We start from the raw sequence: 20,120 nt of genomic DNA on the forward strand, positions 1-20,120 counted from the left end.
TAGAAGGAGGGTTAATTCCCGGTTAACCCTCCGGAGAAAAGTCATTAACCGGGATTATTTTCTTCTTACAACCTGCAAATTGGATTGCCGTGCATAACCGATCCGGAAATTCAGGGGCTTGGGATCGCCCAACTGATAGGCATCTCGCAACTCCGGCTGAGAATATTGCGAGAAAGCTGAGATAGGTTTATAAAAGGTACCGTACAAAGTAACCGTCCACATCTCCGGGTCGAAACAGGACAACGGGATGGAAGAGTCGTCTTGTATTACGGCAGATGATTTCCTGAGAATCGTTTCACGTATACGGGAAAAAGAAGGCTCATGCATCAGGTACGAAGCCGACTTGACGAATGTTGCGGTAGCCTCCGTATCAAAACGGTCCATAAATGCCTGTAAAGGCTTATTGGCTTGCAACCCCTCGTTACTGATATCGGTACAGAAATAATAAAGAGTCTGTAACCGGGAAGTGCCCGGACGGAAAAAACAAACTTCCATTCCCGTACAATCTCCATTCCGGATGGTATCTCCTTTCCCGACTTCAATAAGATCTCCGGCTTCTGATAACCGGACCTCCTTAATACTGACTATCTTCCTGTTTCCCCTGGCCATCAACAACGAATAGATGGGAACTACCCCGTCAATGGTATCATTGGCCAACTCTTTGTCCATATCATTAAAAAAACTCAGGTTGAGTACATCCGACACAGCGTTTTGATACAAACGGTAGGTTTCGGCAGAAGGGTGTTTCACCTTCGGCGCACTACCGGCGGGTTCCAACCCGATCAGCACATAAGTATCCATTTCAGGAAAGAATGCATTGGCAAACAGAAAGTCAGGCCCCCCAAACGGATAGAACAGTGTATGGCAACGGGCGTTGATATCTTCCAGTTCCGTCTGTGAGAAAGCTACCACGCGGGGAGCCGTCTGCTGAAAAACGTTCCATATCTGATCCATGTAACGGGCATGGTTCTTCCATTCTTTCGTCTGGGTCAGGGCATAAAGCTTCCCGCTTTCTTTATCAACCGGCAAGCCGGCAAGCACACAAGACGCGTCATTCAAGACTTTATCGGGAATCAACTTCACTGAGTCATTGGACGCAATAGCCGTTCTGGAAGTTTTTTTACCTGTATTGCCGGAAGGAGCCGTTCCTTGGCAACAAGTAAGCAAACACCCCAACATAAAAGAGAGCAATCCGATTCTTACACAATTAGTTAGTTTAGTTTTCATTTCATTCTTAATAATCCTTTTCGTTTGCCAGATTCCAGACATTAAGGAAAGAGGCTTTAGATATTTCAACCACTTTATCCCAATTCAAGCGGTCGGCATGATCGGAAGGTTGATGGTAATCGGGATGTCCATCCGTATGATACCAGATGATGGGAATACCGACTTTGGCAAACGATCCGTTGTCACTTCCTCCCACCGGTTTGTCCCAAGGACGATAATTGGGTTCCAATTGTAAACCGTACTTTTTAATGTCTTCCTTCAACCAGCGGCCGAAAGAAGGATTGGCCTCGGTATAGAAATAAACCACATGCTTAGGCTGTTGGGGATTATTGTTACGACCAATCATATCAAAATTCAGATATCCTTTTATCTGCTTGATGAACGGACACTCCTGCACAAAGTATTTCGATCCGAGGAGTCCCTTCTCCTCTCCGTCCCAAAAGGCAAAGATCACATTCCGTTCCGGCTGCTGGCCACTTGCCACAAAAGCCTTGGCTATTTGCAGTACGGCCGATACTCCGGAAGCGTTATCATCGGCACCATTGTAAATCTGGTCACCGTCCAGGGCAGGATCAATACCCAAATGGTCAAAATGCGCACCGACAATCACATACTCATCCGTCTTCTTTCCGGGAATCATACCCAATACATTATTCATTGACAGTTTCTGATGTACCACTTGTTTCAGTTTGGCTATCGAGTCCGGATGCACTTCCAGACGTCCCTTCTGCTGGCGTTCCTTGCGATAAGCATCGAACGGCTGATAGTAGCTTTCACCCAACGGGCGGACTCCCATCTCTTTCAGTAGGGAAACGATGTACCGGGCAGCCACACGCGAACCGTGGAATCCGGCTTCACGTCCCTGTAATTCATCATCGGCCAAAAAGCCGATATAAGCCTCGGCAGCCTGACGGTTAATACTTTTCAGCCCCTTTTCGACCGGGGTCTGGGCACACAAAGTAGTGGCGACACACCACATAAAGACAGTAATCAGGTGTTTTCTTTTCATGATCGGGATGTTTCTGTTTTAGTTCATTTAGCACATTGCAAGGACAAATATACGGAATAATACAAATTAATAAGTACCTTTGCGAAAATTTGATTCGTAATTATGTGGATACTTATAGTTGGTCTGGTGTTGCTCGCCATCGTGGCAATGATTGCCGGGTATATCCGCAACAAAAGGCTGCAAAAGAAAATAGATAACGGAGAACTGGACAGCTTCCCGGAAGTAAAGGAAGTCGACGTAGAGTGTTGCGGACAGCATGAAGTTTGTGAACGGGACAGTTTGCTGGCTGCCGTCAGTAAGCAAATAGAGTATTACGACGACGAAGAACTGGATACATTTATCGGCAGGGCCCCCGAAGAATATACACCGGAAGAAGCTGATAAATTCCGTGATGTCTTTTATACCATGCAAGACACCGATGTAGCCGGATGGGTACGCAGCCTGCAACTGAGAGGAATCAGCCTTCCCGATGAAATAAAAGATGAAGTCTTTCTGGTAGTAGGCGAACGGAGGATACATCCTTAACCCGCCCGTCTGCCTCACGTTCCTAACAGCTGAACCGTATGGATTTACTACAATATACCTTTTTTCAACACGCTCTCCTGGGAAGTCTTCTGGCAAGCATTGCCTGTGGCATTATCGGTACGTATATCGTCACTCGCCGCCTGGTATTTATCAGCGGAGGTATCACCCATGCCTCATTCGGCGGCATTGGACTGGGACTGTATACCGGCCTCTCTCCCATTCTTTCGGCAGCCGTCTTTTCCGTCTTATCGGCTTTCGGAGTAGAGTGGCTCAGCAAACGAAAAGACATGCGTGAAGATTCGGCCATTGCCATGTTCTGGACACTGGGTATGGCATTGGGAATCATGTTTAGTTTTCTGTCCCCGGGTTTCGCTCCCGATCTTTCGGCCTACCTGTTTGGCAATATCCTCACCATTACACAGACCGACTTGCTGATGCTGGGTATTCTTGCCATCCTGCTAATCCTGTTCTTCACCTTGTTCATCCACCCGATTATATACATCGCTTTCGACCGTGAGTTTGCCCGTTCACAAGGAATCCCGGTAGTAGTATTGGAATATATCCTGATGATGTTCATCGCCCTTACCATCGTTTCCTGTCTGCGCATGGTGGGGATTGTACTGGCTATTTCGTTGCTGACCATCCCACAGATGACGGCCAATCTGTTTACCAACAAGTTTAAACGCATCATCTGGCTGTCGATTGCCATCGGTTACCTGAGTTGCCTGGGAGGTCTGCTGATCTCTTACCGCCTGAATGTGCCTTCGGGAGCATCCATCATTTTCTTCTCTATTCTTATCTACATTGCATGTAAAATAGGAAAGAGCCTTTTCAGAAAGAAACAATAAAAACAACATATAAGTATGGAAATCAAGATTCAATCACTGGAACAGATTCACGAAGCTGCCCGCAAGTTCATCTCTGCCATGGGCGATAACACAGTCTTTGCACTCTATGGAAAGATGGGGGCAGGTAAAACGACTTTCGTCAAGGCACTTTGCGAAGAGCTTGGAGTGTCGGATGTTATCACTTCCCCAACTTTTGCCATTGTTAACGAATACCGTTCGGACGAAGGCGGAGAACTGATTTATCACTTCGACTTCTATCGGATCAAAAAGTTGAGCGAAGTATATGACATGGGGTATGAAGATTACTTCTACAGTGGTGCACTTTGTTTCATCGAATGGCCGGAACTGGTAGAAGAACTGTTGCCGGGAGACGCCGTAAAGGTTACCATCGAGGAACTTGAGGATGGAACAAGAAAAATAGTGATTAACGACTAATCATCCGAGCAATGGCCCCTCAATATTTTGTTCAGGGAATATTTGCCATCGCAGGGCTTACCGCCCTGCTGGCATCTATACTCAACTGGAACTGGTTTTTCACTGCCCAAAATGCACAACTGATTGTACGGAATGTAGGCAGAAAACGCGCCCGGCTGTTTTACGGACTGCTGGGAATCATCATGATAGGTATGGCTGTCTTCTTCTTCCTCAATACGCAACCTGTATCAGAGTAACTGACGGGATTTCATTTCCAGATATTTGTTGATCACATCAATTGACAGTTTATCAGGAGTTGTAAGCAGCGAATAAATGCCATGCTGCTTCAAAGTAGACACAATCAGTCTTTTCTCAAACGCAAACTTCTCTGCGATAACATGTTGGTAATATCCTTCGGTTGTCTCCGGTTTCCCGGCAATATATTCTTTCAGGTCGGCATCCTCAAAGAATACGACCAACACTCTGTGTTGTCTGGCCAGTTGTTGCAGGTAAACCAGTTGCCGGTTCAGGCTGGTCATGTTACTGAAATTGGTATAGAGCATCAGAAAGCTGCGTTTATTCACATGCTTCCCTAAATGCACACAAAGGGCGGAAAAGTCCGTTTCACCAAACGTTGTTTCCTGTTTATAGAGATTCTCAAGAAGAGTCTGCATTTGTCCGACTTGCTTGGAAGCAGGGACGAACGTATCAAAATGCTCGTTGAACGTCACCAACCCGGCTTTATCGTCTTTTCGCATGGCTACATACGAAAGCACCAAAGAGGCGTTGATGGCATAGTCCAGCAACGTCATACCACGAAAAGCCTGCTGCATCACACGCCCTTTATCAATCACGCTGTATATCTGCTGACTGCGCTCGTCCTGATAAACATTGACCATCAACTGATGGCGGCGTGCACTGGCCTTCCAGTTTATAGTACGGTAATCATCTCCTTTTACGTATTCTTTGATCTGTTCGAATTCCGTCTGATGTCCTGCCCGACGAATACGCTTGATGCCTAATTCGGTCAGATTATCACTTATCGCCAGCAATTCATATTGATGAAGCATCAGGTAAGAGGGGTATACTTTGACGGTTTCGGACTTACCACACGTAAACCTTCGGGATATTAATCCGATCCGGGTGGTTGAGAAGACACGAATAGATCCGAAACCGTATTCTCCCCTATGGGTCGGACGTAGTTGATATGTCACTGTCTTCCCTTCGTTAGGCTGAAGAGACAGTTCAAAATGAACGTCTCTCTGTTGAAAAATGACGGGCACTTCATCGATCACTACCAGATTCACGGGATAGGGATAACGGCTTTCGATACGTAAACTGACATCATTATCATCTCCGTTAGAGAAACGCCCGGCGCATTGACGGAAGGCCCGGATACCGTTGGTACGATACAACAGATACCCGTCGAAGGCCAGGGCGAGCAATAGCGCAACCAACCCTAACTGCCCGATGATGAACATAGAGCCGAACAGATATCCGCCACCTGACAACAGGATGACGACAAGGACGAATATGTAAAAACGTTTGGTCAGGAACATAATTATTTAGGTACTTCCACTTTATCAATCAAGCGCTGGGTTACCTTGACTGGCGAATATCCTTCCATTTCGGCTTCTGCCGTCAGAATCAAGCGATGCTGCAAAACGTAGGGAGCCACAAACTTAATGTCTTCCGGAGTCACAAAATCACGTCCCTGCAAAAGTGCATAAGCTTTGGCAGACTGCAACATAGCTACTGAAGCACGGGGAGAGGCTCCCAAATAAACAGCTTTACTGGTACGGGTCTGTTGGGCAATCAAAGCAATGTACTGAAGCAGAGTCTGATCCACGAATACCTTTCCCATCAGCCGGCGAAGAGAAAGCAGCTCCTCACTGGTAATCACCGGCTTTATCTCCTCTAATTTCACCAATGCAGCATTGGTATGGTGGCGTTCCAGAATGCTGACTTCTTCTTCAAGCGACGGATAATCCATGGTAATCTTCATCAGGAAACGGTCCAGCTGGGCCTCGGGTAACTTATAGGTTCCTTCCTGCTCCACAGGATTCTGTGTAGCCAGAATGGTATAAAGTTCTCCCATCCGGTAAGTCGTTCCGTCAATGCTGGCTTGACGTTCTTCCATTACTTCAAAAAGGGCAGACTGGGTTTTGGCAGGAGCACGATTGATTTCATCCACTAATATAACATTAGCAAAGACAGGTCCCCGATGAAAATCAAATTCATTGGTTTTCATATTGAAGACGGTCGTACCCAGAACATCACTCGGCATCAGGTCGGGAGTAAACTGTACACGGCTGAAATCAGCATCTATCAGGCGCGCAGTAAGACGGGCAAGTAAGGTCTTGGCTACTCCCGGCACTCCTTCTATCAAAACGTGACCGTTAGCAAGAATAGCCGTCAACACCAGGTCGACAGTACGTTCCTGCCCCACAATAACGGAAGCAATCTGACTTTTCAATTCCTGTATCTTCTCTGAAAAAAGAGTCAAATCGGTACGCAGAGCTTCTTCTCCATGCATATCATTCATATTTTCTTCCATATTCTTTTTATTTATCAAATTCATATTTCTTTTCTTTCCAGCTATTTTTCCTCCGCCAAAGGATCAAGATCGAGGCTTTTCTATCTCATTCATTCCATCAATCAGGTCTTTCATCAATGTCTCTCCGGCCTCCTGTTCCCCACGTACCACAGGACGAAGTTTACGGAAAAGATTTCGGACTTTCACTTCTTCATTTCCCGTCTTCCGCGCAATCCGACTGCACAAGACATCATCATTACTGTCATCTTCTACATCCACCTGTATGTTCCGCCGCAAGCTCTCGGCAAAATAAGTGAACTTTTTACGTACAAGATCTGCATGATTCTTTTTTTGATAATAAAGTATGCCAATCAACTCCGTAAACTCAAGGTTACGGTTGGCCGGCTCACGAATCACCGGAATAGCCCTTTGCCTCCTACGGGCAGTAAACACCATGAACAGCACCAATACCGACATTGTCAGATAGAGTGCCCACTTCAGAGGACGTTGGGAAAGAAAGTAGCGGAAAGGAGATTCTTCAATCTGCGCACCGGCACCATAAGCCTCGGTACGAATTACGGGCAACCCTTTCAGATGTGAAAGCAAACGGAAAAGATAGGCTGCATTATCGCCATCGAGCATCCCATAGTTAGTGAACAGCAAAGGCGTAGTGACCAAGACAATCTCTCCCCTCCCGAACGGACGGCTGATAGCCACAGGTGGAAAGCAATCCGGTAAACTGTCATTGAACATCTGCATGGAATCGATCTGGCTCGTAGCCAACGGCAGAGACAACGAATCATACTTCGTGAAATAAATACCGCATAAATGTGGATAAAAACGGAAAGTACGCTTATCATATACCGCCGAATCACCAATCCAGAACACACTGTCATGTTCCAACAGATCGGCTGCATATTCTTTTAACCGCCTCGGATTGAAATAAGCATACGAATTATTGAATCCCAATGTATCAGCCAGTAACGGACTAAAAGAGGAACTGGCTATCAATATCTTGTTCCCCCTACGGGCCAGATCGAGTAAAGCACTGACATCCGCCTTCACCAAATCCAGATGCTGGGTAACGACAAGAATACTTTTCCGGGGGCTGCTGTCAGCAGCAAACTGATAGAATGTCTTGCGCGAAAGTGAATATCCATCCGGAAGCGAAGACTTTAAAACATCATCAAATACAGCCCCTCCCAATGGCTGGTGATCATGTTGCCCGAAAGTCGGGTTCCAGACAAATTTCTTCGGCAGGTGATACTCAACCACAAACATGATCAGCAAAAAGAGAACTATCCCAATGATAAACCAGCGGCTACCTCTCATTCGATACCTCCTTTCCGTATCTCGGTTTGCAAGGACAACAATTCCTCAAACAATGGCTCGGATGCAGCAAAATTGCCATAACGCACCCTCAGGAAACCATTTGTCAAACGCCTGAAAGAGCTGCGAAGTGCTTCCTGTTTTACCTCATAAATATATTCTGTAGGAGTTTTATAGGGCTGCCAGTCTATCCGCCCCTCATCACTCAATAGTTTCAAGGTTTGCAAATAAAGCAAACGAATGGATTCCCGGTAATCTTTACGTTCCATGGCACGCTTTATCTCAGAGTCAAAATCAACCCCGTAAATAGTATCTTCATGGACACTGTAGTTCACAGGCCCCCTGCGTGAACGCATAAAAAGCTCGGGACGTTTTTTATAAACAAACCAAAGGATCAACAACAAGATCAGAATGGCAATGACAACCAGAATAATACCGGAATATTCCTCCGCAAAACGACTTCCGAAAATGGCGCGCAGTAACTTAGAAAGCTGCATACTGAGCCAGCCGAAGACATCGATCTCAGGTGTTATCAGTTCCCGGTTGTAGTCATAAGCCGGATTGGACTGCCAAAAGGCAACTCTTACGGTATCACAGACCAGAGTATCAGCTTGCAAAGTCATCCAAAGAGTTTAATCAAAGTTGCTCAAATTTATCTATCTCGCTTTCTACCGAAATACTGTCTACCACTTCACTGGCATGCCCATATTGATATACTATACCAATTAAAGAAAATATCATAGAAAGATAGGCTCCAAAAGTTTGGATAATGGCCAGCAGATAGACCATAAAACTATATCCGGCGGAAATAGTTAACTCATTCTGTGTATCGCTCAACATAAAGAAGTATTTCACAATAGTAGCAATGTACCACGGAGTCGTAGTAACGCCCTGCAATACACTGGAGATCAATCCCATGACTAAGGAAACGCCAAAAACACCTCCCCATGTGGCAAACCCCAGACGGAAAGTTTTCTGGAAAGCAGCAAAGATGCCGATCTCCTCAAATAAGTAAATTGGAGTAAACAAGGCCAAAGGCACTGCACAGGCAATCAGCAGCGGAATAGTAAGCAAAAGTGTAAATGGAGAAGCTGCAACCAGAATCCCTATAACAATACTCACTGCTATAATCAGAACTATATAAAACAGTACCATAACCAGCAGACGTTTTATATTCTTGAACAGAAAAGGCTTCAGATCGGCAAAAGTGACACCTGCCAAACGTTCTTCACGCTGATTATAAATCTGCATCAATCCGTAAACAATGGAAGTCAGTAAAATAGATCCTACCAAATAACAAAGAAACATCAATCCGTAATTGACCCAAAATTGTGCACCTATCGCTTCCAGAGGATTGGCTCCGGTCTCTTTGGCAGCTGCAAAGCCCATTGTTCCCCCCATGATTCCATTCATGCTGATAGCCTGAATCAGACATAATGGCAGAATCAAATAGGTACTGAACTTCAACATCGGCTTCCAGTTCTCTTTTATAAAGTCCATGGTGGCATTGAGTTTGTCACCAAAAGGACGCTTCACATATAAAGCAATTTTAGGTTTTTGTGATTCCATGATTTTTTCTATTTGGTAAATAAATATAGTAATAGATAATAAATGCCAGTGATAAAAGAATAATGCTCAACCGCAGAAAGTCAGGCAATTCAGTATGGCGTGTGATAAACCCCTCAATGAATCCGGCCATAACAAAGACAGGAACCGTACCCACTATAATCTTTAGTCCTTTCTTGGCTCCGCGCATAAAAGACTCTTTGCGGGAGTAAGTCCCGGGAAACAGCCATCCGTTTCCCAATGCCAATCCCGCGGCACCGGCTACGATAATAGCCCAGATTTCCAAAGTTCCATGCAGCCAGACAGCAAGCATCGATTCTCCCAACAGGCCATGCTTAAAAAAGAAGGTCTGAAAGGCCCCGAGCATTACTCCGTTATTAAAAAGTAACCATCCTGTCCCAAAGCTGGTGAGCAACCCCATTGCAAAGACATTGAAAGAAACCATGATATTATTCAAAGTAATGCCCAAAAACATAGGAACTTCATCCGAACCGTTGTATACAGCCATCGGTTCACCACGCGCTATGTTATCGAGCGTCATATCCACATAACCATTCCCCAGAATCAGACGGACGAAGTTATCATCATTCGCTGCTGAAACAATACCCACCAATACACTGGCCAAAAAGATCAGAGCCGAAATCAACAGCTCTTTACGAGCATGGTACATCGTTTGTGGAACCTCTTGTGTCCAGAAAGTAAAAATACGGGTCCATTTCTCCTTCTTATTGCGATAAAGCACATTATGGAGGGCCGAAGCCAGGTTATTCAGATAAATAGTAATGCGGGAAGACGGATAATGAGTTTGCGCAAATGCCAGATCGGCAGTAAGTTCCGTATAAGCATCGGCAAGACGGTCGGGAGTCAGTTTATCTGCCTGCTCCACCACCTTCTCTGTCTCTTTCCATTTTTCAATGTTCCGACGTATAAACGTTACCTCTTTCATTTAACTCGTTGAATTCCGGATAAGTTTTGTCCGAAACCGGAAGCAAAAGTAAGAGAATTATGATATATTTGCAACCGAAACTAAAAAATGTTTAACCAGAAATGGCAGAATCGACTATGATTGTCACACTTTAGAAGAAATCAGATTAACTCTGCTTAAAAACAGTCACTCACTCTTCTCTTCTGTTTTTCTAATTTCACAGAAAGCCTATATCCGCTCCTCGGTATCGTTTCAAGTGCGATGTCGGGATCAGCAACAAGGTATTTTCGTATCTTGGATATTAAATTATTAGTACTCTGTTCATTTCCTTCAGTATTTCCCCATAACTCCATTTCTATTTGCCTTCTGCCCACTATGTGGTTTTTATAAACAAGTAAAAGCCTTACTAACTTATATTCGGATTCACTCAATTGTTTAATAACTGTCGAGTCATCAGCAAATAAAATCCTGGTTTCGGCGTCAAGCGACAAGGAACCTATCCGAAGTTGGGACGGACGTTGTACAGCAAACCTTTCAACATACGCAATTAATTCTTCAGCGTGAAAGGGCTTTTTAAGATAAGCCATCGCACCCGCTTCCAAAGCCTGTACAACCCAATGGCTCTCCGTATGAGAAGAGATAAACAGAACAGGAACATTCGGTGCTATCACTTTTATTTCCGGAGCGACTTCAATGCCATTCTGATTTCCGATCTCCACATCAAGTACAATGATATCCGGATGAGCTTCCGTTATGCAAGCTTTGGCTCCGTTTAAAGTAGTCTGATAAAAGACTTCGTAGCCTTTTTCCTGTAAGATGATGGTACAAATACGTCCAAACGTAATATCATCATCAATAAAAAGAATTTTAATTTTCTCCTCCATACTTTATTTTTCCGGAATATAAAACGTAAATACACTTCCTTCATTCTCACGGCTCTTGAATTGGATTTTGCCACCATGCGCCCGGATAATATGCCGGACATATGCCAATCCGATACCATATCCTTTCTGCATTCGCAATGCTTCCCGGGGGACCTGATAATACTGATTGAATAGCTTTTTTGATACTTCGGGGCAATTCCCCAACCATTATCTATCACTTTAATCTGTATTCCTTGTGAGATTTTTGTTATTTCAATCTGTATTTTCACTCCATCATCGGCATATTTCAACGCATTTTCTATCAAGTTCTTCATCACGTTTTCTAAATAACCTCTGTCTGCCGGACACGTCAATCCGGGTGCTTCGTTTATAACCTCAATACTATGTGGCTTAGCTTTCAATTCAACACAGATGTCATCAATTGCCGCTTGTACTATTTCTTCCGGATTTATTTCGGTTTTGTTCAGAACAATGGGTTGCGCCGTTCCTCTGGCACAGACCAATATAGACTCGATTTGCGCCGCTTGGTGTCCGGCACGCTTTATAACTTCAGCCATCAATTCTTTCTTCCGAAGATCTGATTCCGTTTCCATAAGCCAGCCGGTTAAAGTGACAAGTGCATTCAATGGTGATTTGAGGTCATGAACAATCCCGTTCACACTCACTTCACGCCTCTCTAACAGTTCATCTTTTTGACTAATAACTCTTAACTGATGGATAAGGCATCCCACAACGACTACTATAATCAGTGTAAAAACGACAAGGGAATAAAACATCCGGGACAGGATAGCGTCATAGGGTAGTTTGAACTCTATTTGCATATAAAACAACCCTTTCGTCCCGATAACTTCCCGTATTTTGATAACTTGGCTCTTTCCCCGCAAAGAAGTATTCCCCAAAGAATCGACTATTTTTCCCTCCTTATCATATAAGGACAGGTAATGGTTGATTTTCAAACCCGATAAATCTTCCCGAAGAAGACTGTCTATAACAGGTAACTCAGGAAGCCTCCGATTGGAAAGCGACTCATCTTGTTCCAGTTGTGAAAGAAGCTCAGAAACATTGTGCACTATGCCTTTCTGTTTTAAAAGCGCAAAATCGATGGTATCACCTTTGTATCCGCCCCGATCCGCCTCCTTCTCAATGGCATGTAGAAAAGCTTCATTTATCTGTGCCGTATATTGTTCCTCATATCTTTGGTACATGCGGACTATCCAGAAAGCCTGAAGAAAGACAAAAGCGATAGAAACTAAGATTGTAAATAGAAGTTCTTTTCTCATGGGATTAAGCCTCCTTCTTTCTTTTTTGACAAATGTAAGAGAAGTTTTTAATATAACAAAGCATTCGTAATTTAAAAACCGATGAAATCTTCCTGCCCCCTTAAAGTTATCTCAGGGGTATTTTTCGTTTTTACGAATCAAGAAGAAATATAACGGCAATCATCACCGATGGAGAATATTACATTCTGATAGTTTGTATTCCGTAATGACATTTTGTATCTTTGGACGGGGCTGTATGCGTCTATTTCCGATCCATGGTTGCGGGTAGTACGAAAAAAGCCCTTATTTTACCGTCAGGCAAAACCGGAATGACAGCTATTCCATATTAATTCGATCACACAATACAGAAATTGCCACATTACATCGACATTCTGCTTGAACATTTCTCCAACCTGTATATAAAAAGACACAATATCCACATTCATCCCAAAGCACCAAATAGCATTGAAAGGTATAACTTTCCCCTCCCTTTTTTACGAAATTAGCTTCCTCCTGATAAAACAATAACTTCTTACGGACAAAAGATTAACTTCTTATGAAGAAAACATTAACTTCTTTCGGGAAAAGAAGTTAATGTTTTGATGATAAAACCGGAATACTTATCCGAAAAGGTAAGAAAATCCGTATACAAATACCCTATTTATACGTTCTGTCTCTCTATCAGAAAGATTTCGAAAACAGAGCCTGTCATTAAAAAAGGAATAAAAATATCTTTTTCACACAAAAACGCAAATAAACAGATCTATTTGCACAACTCTTTCTCTCCGCACGCCCGTGATGAGTCTTATCCATATAACCCAAAAACATGGATTTGATTATAAAAATATTAGGTCCTGATTATAAATCGTTTAAGAATCCCACACTATTTTTGCAATATCAATAAACCTGATGAAACCGATATGAAAAATATACTGAAAAAATCACAATGTATAAAGTCGCTCATACGGGGCTTATTCCTTTTGAGTACTCTTGCCCTATCCGGTTGTGCAAACCCAAACAACGGCAAGTACCCACCCAAGATTCGCGAAGTCCTCAAGTTATCTCATGACAACAGGAGAGAGATAGAGAAAGCTCTGGATTTTTTTATTAATCAAAAAGATTCATTGAAGATCAGATCCATATTCTTTTTGGTTGGGAACATGGCAGATAAATACAGCCTCATTCCGACCAATGAACAAGATCCTTTTCATTCCATTATCTTAAATAAACACATTAAAGAAACAGAAGACGCGAGGCTGCCGGGCAAATCCCGGATAGGAATGGCATTGGATTCTCTATACAAAAGCGGTGTAAACGCCCCGAAGCCCCAAAGCATAAGGGATATAGAAGTCGTAACCGGAGATTTTCTGATCAAAAATGTAGAGGCGGCATTTACCATCTGGCAGCGCTCTAAAAAGTTAACGAAATGTTCTTTTGATGATTTCTGCGAGTACATTTTGCCCTATCGCATCGAAAACGAGCCACTCAGCGACTGGAGAGAACAGGCATATCATAAATATTCATGTCTGTTGGATTCAATAGATGATCCGATAGAATTGGCAAAGGCTGTCATCCGTGTATCCGGGCTCAAGTATAACGACGGAATGAATAAATACCCCTTTCTACCGACATTTAGTGAATTAGACCATTTACATTGGGGAAGTTGCAAGCATTTAGCAACATATCTGGCTTTGTCCCTCAGGTCCATTGGCATCCCTTCCACAGTCGACGTAATACCAGCATGGGCAAATAGGAGCGGCGGGCATTCATGGAATGCCACAATGAACAAGGACGGACTATTTGAAGATGTCGGATTTAATAAAGAAGGAGACAACATCGTATTGCATAAAATAGCCAAGATATACAGGACCGTCTATTCAACCGATAAAAGCGATGCACGCCACTTGAATCCCCTTTGGAAGGACATCACAAAAGAATATGCAATGCCTGTGTCAAACCTCGTCCTATCCGAACCGGAGTCTCTCTCGAAAGATGAAATGCAGTCCTTGTGTATATTCAATAATAAGGACTGGCAACCGATAGCCATCTCAACGGAGATAAATAAAAAAAAGATTACTTTCCGAAACGTAGGAAGAGGCATTCTGTTCGGAGATAATAAAATAGCCGGATATGACAATGAAGGTAAAGGCATCATTTATCTTCCCGCATCCATACATAACGGCACATTAAACGCTTTTACAGCCCCTGTCATCTTACAGGAGAATGGCGACATCCACTCTTTGTCTCCCAATCATTCTACCCTCCGAAGCATCTCTTTAGACCGGAAGTATCCAAACTACCGACGCATGGCCATTTATACCGAAAAAATGGAAGGAAGTTGTTTTGAAGTATCTAAACGGAGTAATTTCTCCATCAAAAAAAGAATTTATACCATTACAGAAACGCCTAAGCACTCCATCTCGGAAATCAAGCTGCAGCCTCCCATCACCTGCCGCTACATCCGATATATGCCGACAGAGCATTCATCGGTAAATATAAGTGAATTGCAATGCTATTCACATGACGGGAAGCTGTCCGGAGTACCTTTTGCATCCGATAAGAACAGGTCTCTGGAAGAACTTGCCAATATATGCGATGGAAATATTGATACTTTCTATAACGATGAGCACCCGAACGCTTATATAGGAATAGATTTCGGGAAAGAGGTTGAAATTGACCGAATCATATATTCTCCGCGAACAGACGGGAATGATGTTATCCCGGGAGAAGAGTACGAACTGTTTTATTGGGAAAACCGGTGGGTTTCTTTGGGACGCAAAAAAGCGGACGGCTTCCGTCTGCAGTATGACAGTGTTCCGGACAATAGCCTTTTATGGCTGCATAACCGGACAAAAGGAGTTGAAGAACGTATTTTTACTTATATGAATAACGAACAGATATGGTGGTGACAAAGATAAAAATAACAGCGATGATTTTGACGTGCATGTTGTATAATGCCCTGAACACATGCGCACGAAGCGTAGACATTTCCCATAAAGGGTGTAAGTATAGCATAGATCTCCCTTCCGGATGGGATACCATTCCTCATGACACTCTCAAAAAGATATTTCCACGGCTTGATCTCGACATGGGACTATATCCGGTATCTCAAAAGGAATATTTTACCGGAAATTACGCTTTGGTTGGTTTTATGCCTGTTTTGCAGTCCCTCCATTCATATTCTTTCGACCGGATCGTTTCGGACATGAAGGAGATGAATGACCGGACAAAGAATACGTGGAACAACGATTCGATATCCACACGCCTTGACAGCATCGTTCCGGTAAACTCCTCCCCGAACTACCGGATAAACAATTATCTCACAATCCGGAGAGATGCCATACTATTGAAAGGATGTCAGTCTTTATATGTATCGAAATTCGGATACATCACACTGATGCTTTATCAAAAGGGAAATGACGCTCTCCCGATAGACTCACTTCTTGGCGAGTTCAGCGATCCGGGCTGCATAAAAGTGGACCAAGAGTACAAATATATCCCTCCACAAAAAGAGGGGCTTTCATTCACGCATTTCTTATATGCCTTGGGTATAGGTGGAATTGTCTATCTGCTCATCGCATTTTTCTCAAAACGTAAAACAAATCGGCAATGAAAAATAAAGTCTTAAAAATAACGGCTGCGCTATTATTCCTATTACCACATACAGGCCTGGATAATAACAGATTTCCGGTAATGCTCTTTTTGTTCTATATATGCTCTTTTGTCTTTTTCGCAACGACATGGAGCGGGATAAAAGAAGATTGGAGCAGAAACAGCCGCGCCTGTTTTATTGTCTCCGGCATTGTCCTAAGCCTTTTTTTACGGTATGTCTCAGGAAATATATATGGGACCTATCGTTTATATACGATGGCGGTACTATGGACATTGTTCTTCTCTTTTTTTGCCACACAGTCCCTGCCCGGGAAAAACAGACGCTTCTTTGCTTGGGTAGTCATAGCAACCGTCGCGGTGGAGACCGTTTTTGGAATCGCCCAGTCCATCGGTCTATTGGAGAATAGCGACCCGCAGTTTATCATAGGCGGGTCTATGGCCAACCCGGGAGCCTACGCCGGTTATCTTGGGGTGACGGCCCCGTTGATTCTTTCACTATTAGTATCTTATAGAAAAAACAAACGGTTCGAGAATATTTGCTACATCTTGGGCGGCCTTTTTATCTTGGTATGCTATCTGTTAATACTCAGTCGCTCACGCGGAGCATGGATCGCATGTGGCACAGGCTGTCTTTGTGTACTTTGCTACCGGTACGCCCGATTGCTACGCGGTACCAACTATTGGAGTAAAAAAGCGACTCGGACTCCGGCAATCATTCTGTCAGCCGTTTTAATCATCGCAAGCGGATTCTTCGTATTCAAAATGAAAGAAGATTCCGCTTTGGGCCGTATATTGGTATGGAAAGTAACCCTATCCACTCCTCATCCCCATGCGAGCTTGTTATGGGGAAACGGAATCGGTTATTTTGAATCTCAATATGGAAAGTGGCAAGCCGACTACTTCCGGGAAAAAGAAGGTACCGAGAAAGAACGTCACATCGCAGGATATGTAACCACCGCATACAACGAGTTCCTTGAACTTGGCCTTGAACAAGGGATTATCGTGACAGCATGCATCGCGGCCCTTTTGGTTATAGCAACGGGCACCGGTTGGAAAAACCTATCGACCATTGAACTCGGCGCCAAAGCATCCATCGTTTCCATAACCATATTGATGTTCTGTTCCTATCCTCTGAAAGTACTCCCCACCACCCTCTATCTGATGTTTTGCCTGTCGGTGGCTCTTTATGGAAAAAAGCGGTTGCTTTCCACCGGGCATCGCATGATAAGCAACGGCGTAAGATCCCTTACAGGTCCCCTGATCTGCGTATTCGCACTTGCCGGTATGATAAACGCGCGAGGATACTATTTCTTTCATCGGGGACAACAACGAGTAATGCGCCATGACCTGAAAGGAGGCATAGAGATGTATAAAAAAGTGCAAGGCTTTCTCAGGAACGACGGCATCTTCCATTTTTATCTTGGATCAGCCTATTTTTTATCGGCTGAATATCAAAAGGCGATTGAAGAGCTGTCAGTTTCCTGCACCCAATGTTCCAACCCTAACAGTTTCATCCTCTTAGGAAACGCATACCGGGAAAACGGAGATACGGCTAAAGCCGTCGATGCATATACAACCGCTGTCTATATGCAGCCATCCAAGTTATACCCCAAGTATTTGTTGGCTAAGCTATACGAAGCTACAGGCGATTACGGGAGCGCCGGAGAATGGGCTTCTAAAATACTGGCTACCGACGAGAAAGTACCAACCACGGCAGCGAAAGAGATAAAAGAAGAGATGAGACTATTGTTGAGACAAGTACGTAATAAAAACAAAAAATAGATGATTATAAATGAGAAATACCGTAAATGGTTACCAATACCAATAATTGTAGGAATAGTTATAATACAAACTGTAACTATCCTGTCTATATTAGGATACCATTGGCTTATAGAAAAAGGGATGATACCTCAAGGCAGAGATACTGCTATTACAGGGACGTGCATTATAATATTTATTGTTTTATGCATAGCAATATTGTTACGATTCCTCCAAAAGAAATAAAAATGTCAAACTTAAAATCAAATGAATATGGACGGATAGAAAAAAGTTAGAATTGAAAATCGGACTATCAAGTAGTAGACTATTTTCGCGAGAATTAAAAAAAGAGTTTTAAACATTTAAATTTCAAAAGAAGATGAAAACAAATAAAAAAGCGGTTTTAGGGATGCTTATTGCTATCGTTATATCAATAAGTTTCTTTCATGCTGTTAGTGAAAACACACACAGCGAAAACACTAATTTACAACAACTTACCTATGGTGCAGCTTACATGGCTGCTGGAGGAAGTGAAGGGGGGCCCGCCACACAAGCAGCTTGGGGAATAACAAGTGCCTATGGATATACTGTAACTGAAGGATTAGTGGATGCAGCTGTTTTAAACGGATGGAATCCTGCAGGTTGGGTTTGCGGAGCAGCAGCTTGTGTTACAGGTCTTTAAATCAAAAGTATAGGCTAACCCAAAGAATTAAGTTATTTTTTAATCTATACTATAGAAGATATATTAATAACATAAATCTTTGGGTATAGTTTTCGTTATACAATTTCTTTGTTCAACACTAAAAAAGATAGAAATGGGGAAAAAAATAAAAATACTGCCAATTCTTTGTTTTGCAGGAGTAATTTTATTACTATGTGCAGCATTACTGTTCATAGAAAACATCTATTATCAATTAAGTATTATAGTATTTGTTTTTATATTAGCGAATTCATTAATATATTTTTCAAAAAGAAATTATAAAGGAGTTGTTATTTATACTGCAAATAAATTTTCCTCTCTTAATAGAAATTTCTTCTCTTATACAATACTGTTTTTATCAATATTCTTAATTCCAAAGGACTACTTCGTTATTACGGCTATTATTATTTCTATTTTATTTGTGATAAATATTTGGATACCCAAATGGTTTATTATCAATAATGATGGCATACGTTACTTTCATTGGAATCTAAAATGGGAAAATATCCAGTCTTATTATTTGGATAAAAAAAATGGTACATTAAGCATATCCATTAAGAACACAAATAAAAAAAGGCACATAAATGGTATTAAAAAAAACGACTATACTCTTATATCAAGAACTATCGACAAATATTTTAATAAAAATGCCTATAATAGCAATTGAAGATAAGTACAATATTGTAAAATTAAACAACGACACTAAAGCATAATATCAGTGACACTCTTAGTAAATTAACTAATTAAAAGAAATAAATTACATCAGAAATAATCTGATTTTTTATCGGATTAAGTATACTAACAAGTTGTTTGAAGCTTCTAACAACAAGGCAATATTCATTGATTTGAGATATAGAATGGAATCAAACAAACCAATATTGTTATTTGTGCCTAGAATGAAGAAGGCAAGTCTCCAAAAACGTTCTACTCATATGTTATTACATTAACTAAATACCTATTCATAATGAAGATTTTAATTTATTGTTTAATGTTCTCTATTCTTTTGTGGTTAATTCCATTTTCCATAAGATTTTTTTTGGTCGATCCACAAAATTATCAAAATAGCAATTCATATTCTACCCCTCTGTTAAAAAAGGAATCTATTGTGGAACAAATATCTCAAGAGGTACAAAAAGGAGAAAGAAAGTATGTCTTCCTGCTAATATTAAAAAATAACATAAAAGGATGTTTACTGAATATTGCGGGAGGAACACTTTGTGCATTAGGAACAATTATGAATTTAGCAATTAACGGATTTTACTCAGCTGATGTATTGGTCGCATCTTATAGGGCAGGAAATACAATATCTAGTATACTTAGTGTAACTTTGCCTCATAGTTTTGAACTAGTTGGCTTTTGGCTCTCAGGAGCTATTGGACTTTACATTGCATGGAACTTTGTCCTCTTTTTGCGGCATGTAAGCTTTCCCACAATTTACTTTTGTAAAATAATATTCTTCTCAACAACTATAGTCTTTTTTATCATTTTGCTTGCTGCCTATGTAGAAGCTTACATTTCAATAAATTAA

At 42.2% G+C, this 20,120-nt stretch carries 19 protein-coding genes and 1 pseudogene; 10 read left to right on the forward strand and 10 right to left on the reverse strand.

Annotation, left to right across the window (positions count from 1 at the left end):
- Window positions 1–54: 54 nt before the first annotated feature.
- Both QK890_RS07615 and QK890_RS07620 read right to left on the reverse strand, forming a co-directional pair.
- Complete coding sequence (locus QK890_RS07615) at window positions 55–1,227, reverse strand: hypothetical protein (protein WP_032536928.1); 1,173 nt, start codon at window positions 1,225–1,227, stop codon at window positions 55–57.
- Between the two features lie 7 nt (window positions 1,228–1,234).
- A complete protein-coding gene (locus QK890_RS07620) occupies window positions 1,235–2,236 on the reverse strand; it encodes a M28 family metallopeptidase (protein WP_005775424.1) in 1,002 nt (333 codons plus the stop codon).
- Between the two features lie 102 nt (window positions 2,237–2,338).
- Between QK890_RS07620 and QK890_RS07625 the strand changes: the two genes are divergently transcribed.
- From QK890_RS07625 to QK890_RS07640, 4 genes are read left to right on the forward strand one after another with little or no spacing between them, the layout of a single operon-like run.
- Window positions 2,339–2,761 carry a hypothetical protein gene (locus tag QK890_RS07625; protein ID WP_005775423.1) on the forward strand — a complete coding sequence of 141 codons (423 nt, stop codon included), beginning with the start codon at window positions 2,339–2,341 and terminating at the stop codon, window positions 2,759–2,761.
- A gap of 38 nt (window positions 2,762–2,799) precedes the next feature.
- On the forward strand, window positions 2,800–3,609 hold the full coding sequence (locus QK890_RS07630) for a metal ABC transporter permease (RefSeq protein WP_005810522.1): 810 nt from the start codon (window positions 2,800–2,802) through the stop codon (window positions 3,607–3,609).
- Window positions 3,610–3,624: 15 nt separating this feature from the next.
- The gene (tsaE, locus tag QK890_RS07635) at window positions 3,625–4,044 is read left to right on the forward strand and encodes a tRNA (adenosine(37)-N6)-threonylcarbamoyltransferase complex ATPase subunit type 1 TsaE (RefSeq protein WP_005810524.1); all 420 of its coding nucleotides are present in this window, start codon (window positions 3,625–3,627) and stop codon (window positions 4,042–4,044) included.
- An 11-nt stretch (window positions 4,045–4,055) separates the two neighbouring features.
- The gene (locus QK890_RS07640; protein ID WP_005775420.1) at window positions 4,056–4,280 is read left to right on the forward strand and encodes an immunity 17 family protein; all 225 of its coding nucleotides are present in this window, start codon (window positions 4,056–4,058) and stop codon (window positions 4,278–4,280) included.
- Here QK890_RS07640 and QK890_RS07645 read toward each other — a convergent pair.
- The 8 genes and pseudogenes from QK890_RS07645 to QK890_RS07680 form a co-directional block, all read right to left on the reverse strand.
- On the reverse strand, window positions 4,272–5,582 hold the full coding sequence (locus QK890_RS07645; RefSeq protein WP_005810526.1) for a DUF58 domain-containing protein: 1,311 nt from the start codon (window positions 5,580–5,582) through the stop codon (window positions 4,272–4,274). The genes QK890_RS07640 and QK890_RS07645 overlap by 9 nt on opposite strands.
- 2 nt (window positions 5,583–5,584) lie before the next feature.
- On the reverse strand, window positions 5,585–6,580 hold the full coding sequence (locus QK890_RS07650) for a MoxR family ATPase (protein ID WP_005810528.1): 996 nt from the start codon (window positions 6,578–6,580) through the stop codon (window positions 5,585–5,587).
- A 63-nt stretch (window positions 6,581–6,643) separates the two neighbouring features.
- Window positions 6,644–7,891, reverse strand: coding sequence for a DUF4350 domain-containing protein (locus QK890_RS07655; protein ID WP_367627290.1), 1,248 nt, complete (start codon window positions 7,889–7,891; stop codon window positions 6,644–6,646).
- A complete protein-coding gene (locus QK890_RS07660) occupies window positions 7,888–8,511 on the reverse strand; it encodes a DUF4129 domain-containing protein (protein ID WP_005810531.1) in 624 nt (207 codons plus the stop codon). The genes QK890_RS07655 and QK890_RS07660 overlap by 4 nt, the downstream gene beginning before the upstream one ends.
- 13 nt (window positions 8,512–8,524) lie before the next feature.
- Window positions 8,525–9,457, reverse strand: coding sequence for a hypothetical protein (locus QK890_RS07665; RefSeq protein WP_005775414.1), 933 nt, complete (start codon window positions 9,455–9,457; stop codon window positions 8,525–8,527).
- Window positions 9,438–10,400: a stage II sporulation protein M gene (locus QK890_RS07670; protein ID WP_032529899.1), complete on the reverse strand. Its 963-nt coding sequence runs from the start codon at window positions 10,398–10,400 to the stop codon at window positions 9,438–9,440. Before QK890_RS07670 ends, QK890_RS07665 begins: the two co-directional genes overlap by 20 nt.
- 155 nt (window positions 10,401–10,555) lie before the next feature.
- Entirely contained in the window at window positions 10,556–11,263 is a 708-nt protein-coding gene (locus QK890_RS07675) for a response regulator transcription factor (protein ID WP_005775412.1), read from the reverse strand.
- A 3-nt stretch (window positions 11,264–11,266) separates the two neighbouring features.
- Window positions 11,267–12,543, reverse strand: a pseudogene (locus QK890_RS07680) (sensor histidine kinase).
- 1,139 nt (window positions 12,544–13,682) lie between these two features.
- Here QK890_RS07680 and QK890_RS07685 point away from each other — a divergent pair.
- The 6 genes from QK890_RS07685 to QK890_RS07710 all read left to right on the forward strand — a co-directional run bounded on the left by QK890_RS07685 (window position 13,683) and on the right by QK890_RS07710 (window position 20,120).
- The gene (locus tag QK890_RS07685) at window positions 13,683–15,431 is read left to right on the forward strand and encodes a discoidin domain-containing protein (protein ID WP_234211965.1); all 1,749 of its coding nucleotides are present in this window, start codon (window positions 13,683–13,685) and stop codon (window positions 15,429–15,431) included.
- 20 nt (window positions 15,432–15,451) lie between these two features.
- Window positions 15,452–16,135: a hypothetical protein gene (locus tag QK890_RS07690; protein ID WP_234211962.1), complete on the forward strand. Its 684-nt coding sequence runs from the start codon at window positions 15,452–15,454 to the stop codon at window positions 16,133–16,135.
- 254 nt (window positions 16,136–16,389) lie between these two features.
- The gene (locus QK890_RS07695) at window positions 16,390–17,916 is read left to right on the forward strand and encodes an O-antigen ligase family protein (RefSeq protein WP_234211960.1); all 1,527 of its coding nucleotides are present in this window, start codon (window positions 16,390–16,392) and stop codon (window positions 17,914–17,916) included.
- A gap of 355 nt (window positions 17,917–18,271) precedes the next feature.
- On the forward strand, window positions 18,272–18,574 hold the full coding sequence (locus QK890_RS07700) for a hypothetical protein (RefSeq protein ID WP_050440708.1): 303 nt from the start codon (window positions 18,272–18,274) through the stop codon (window positions 18,572–18,574).
- Between the two features lie 133 nt (window positions 18,575–18,707).
- Window positions 18,708–19,259: a DUF5673 domain-containing protein gene (locus tag QK890_RS07705; RefSeq protein WP_186993048.1), complete on the forward strand. Its 552-nt coding sequence runs from the start codon at window positions 18,708–18,710 to the stop codon at window positions 19,257–19,259.
- A 297-nt stretch (window positions 19,260–19,556) separates the two neighbouring features.
- Complete coding sequence (locus QK890_RS07710) at window positions 19,557–20,120, forward strand: stage II sporulation protein M (RefSeq protein ID WP_234211958.1); 564 nt, start codon at window positions 19,557–19,559, stop codon at window positions 20,118–20,120.

Source organism: Bacteroides sp. NGMCC 1.200775 (assembly GCF_040798045.1).
GTDB classification, from domain to species: domain Bacteria; phylum Bacteroidota; class Bacteroidia; order Bacteroidales; family Bacteroidaceae; genus Bacteroides; species Bacteroides hominis.

Bases quoted from the DNA above. Each gene is read 5' to 3' on its own strand.
- QK890_RS07615 (WP_032536928.1), bottom strand. From the start codon at position 1,227: ATGAAAACTAAACTAACTAATTGTGTAAGAATCGGATTGCTCTCTTTT.
- QK890_RS07620 (WP_005775424.1), bottom strand. From the start codon at position 2,236: ATGAAAAGAAAACACCTGATTACTGTCTTTATGTGGTGTGTCGCCACT.
- QK890_RS07625 (WP_005775423.1), top strand. From the start codon at position 2,339: ATGTGGATACTTATAGTTGGTCTGGTGTTGCTCGCCATCGTGGCAATG.
- QK890_RS07630 (WP_005810522.1), top strand. From the start codon at position 2,800: ATGGATTTACTACAATATACCTTTTTTCAACACGCTCTCCTGGGAAGT.
- tsaE (WP_005810524.1), top strand. From the start codon at position 3,625: ATGGAAATCAAGATTCAATCACTGGAACAGATTCACGAAGCTGCCCGC.
- QK890_RS07640 (WP_005775420.1), top strand. From the start codon at position 4,056: ATGGCCCCTCAATATTTTGTTCAGGGAATATTTGCCATCGCAGGGCTT.
- QK890_RS07645 (WP_005810526.1), bottom strand. From the start codon at position 5,582: ATGTTCCTGACCAAACGTTTTTACATATTCGTCCTTGTCGTCATCCTG.
- QK890_RS07650 (WP_005810528.1), bottom strand. From the start codon at position 6,580: ATGGAAGAAAATATGAATGATATGCATGGAGAAGAAGCTCTGCGTACC.
- QK890_RS07655 (WP_367627290.1), bottom strand. From the start codon at position 7,891: ATGAGAGGTAGCCGCTGGTTTATCATTGGGATAGTTCTCTTTTTGCTG.
- QK890_RS07660 (WP_005810531.1), bottom strand. From the start codon at position 8,511: ATGACTTTGCAAGCTGATACTCTGGTCTGTGATACCGTAAGAGTTGCC.
- QK890_RS07665 (WP_005775414.1), bottom strand. From the start codon at position 9,457: ATGGAATCACAAAAACCTAAAATTGCTTTATATGTGAAGCGTCCTTTT.
- QK890_RS07670 (WP_032529899.1), bottom strand. From the start codon at position 10,400: ATGAAAGAGGTAACGTTTATACGTCGGAACATTGAAAAATGGAAAGAG.
- QK890_RS07675 (WP_005775412.1), bottom strand. From the start codon at position 11,263: ATGGAGGAGAAAATTAAAATTCTTTTTATTGATGATGATATTACGTTT.
- QK890_RS07685 (WP_234211965.1), top strand. From the start codon at position 13,683: ATGGCAGATAAATACAGCCTCATTCCGACCAATGAACAAGATCCTTTT.
- QK890_RS07690 (WP_234211962.1), top strand. From the start codon at position 15,452: ATGATTTTGACGTGCATGTTGTATAATGCCCTGAACACATGCGCACGA.
- QK890_RS07695 (WP_234211960.1), top strand. From the start codon at position 16,390: ATGGCGGTACTATGGACATTGTTCTTCTCTTTTTTTGCCACACAGTCC.
- QK890_RS07700 (WP_050440708.1), top strand. From the start codon at position 18,272: ATGAAAACAAATAAAAAAGCGGTTTTAGGGATGCTTATTGCTATCGTT.
- QK890_RS07705 (WP_186993048.1), top strand. From the start codon at position 18,708: ATGGGGAAAAAAATAAAAATACTGCCAATTCTTTGTTTTGCAGGAGTA.
- QK890_RS07710 (WP_234211958.1), top strand. From the start codon at position 19,557: ATGAAGATTTTAATTTATTGTTTAATGTTCTCTATTCTTTTGTGGTTA.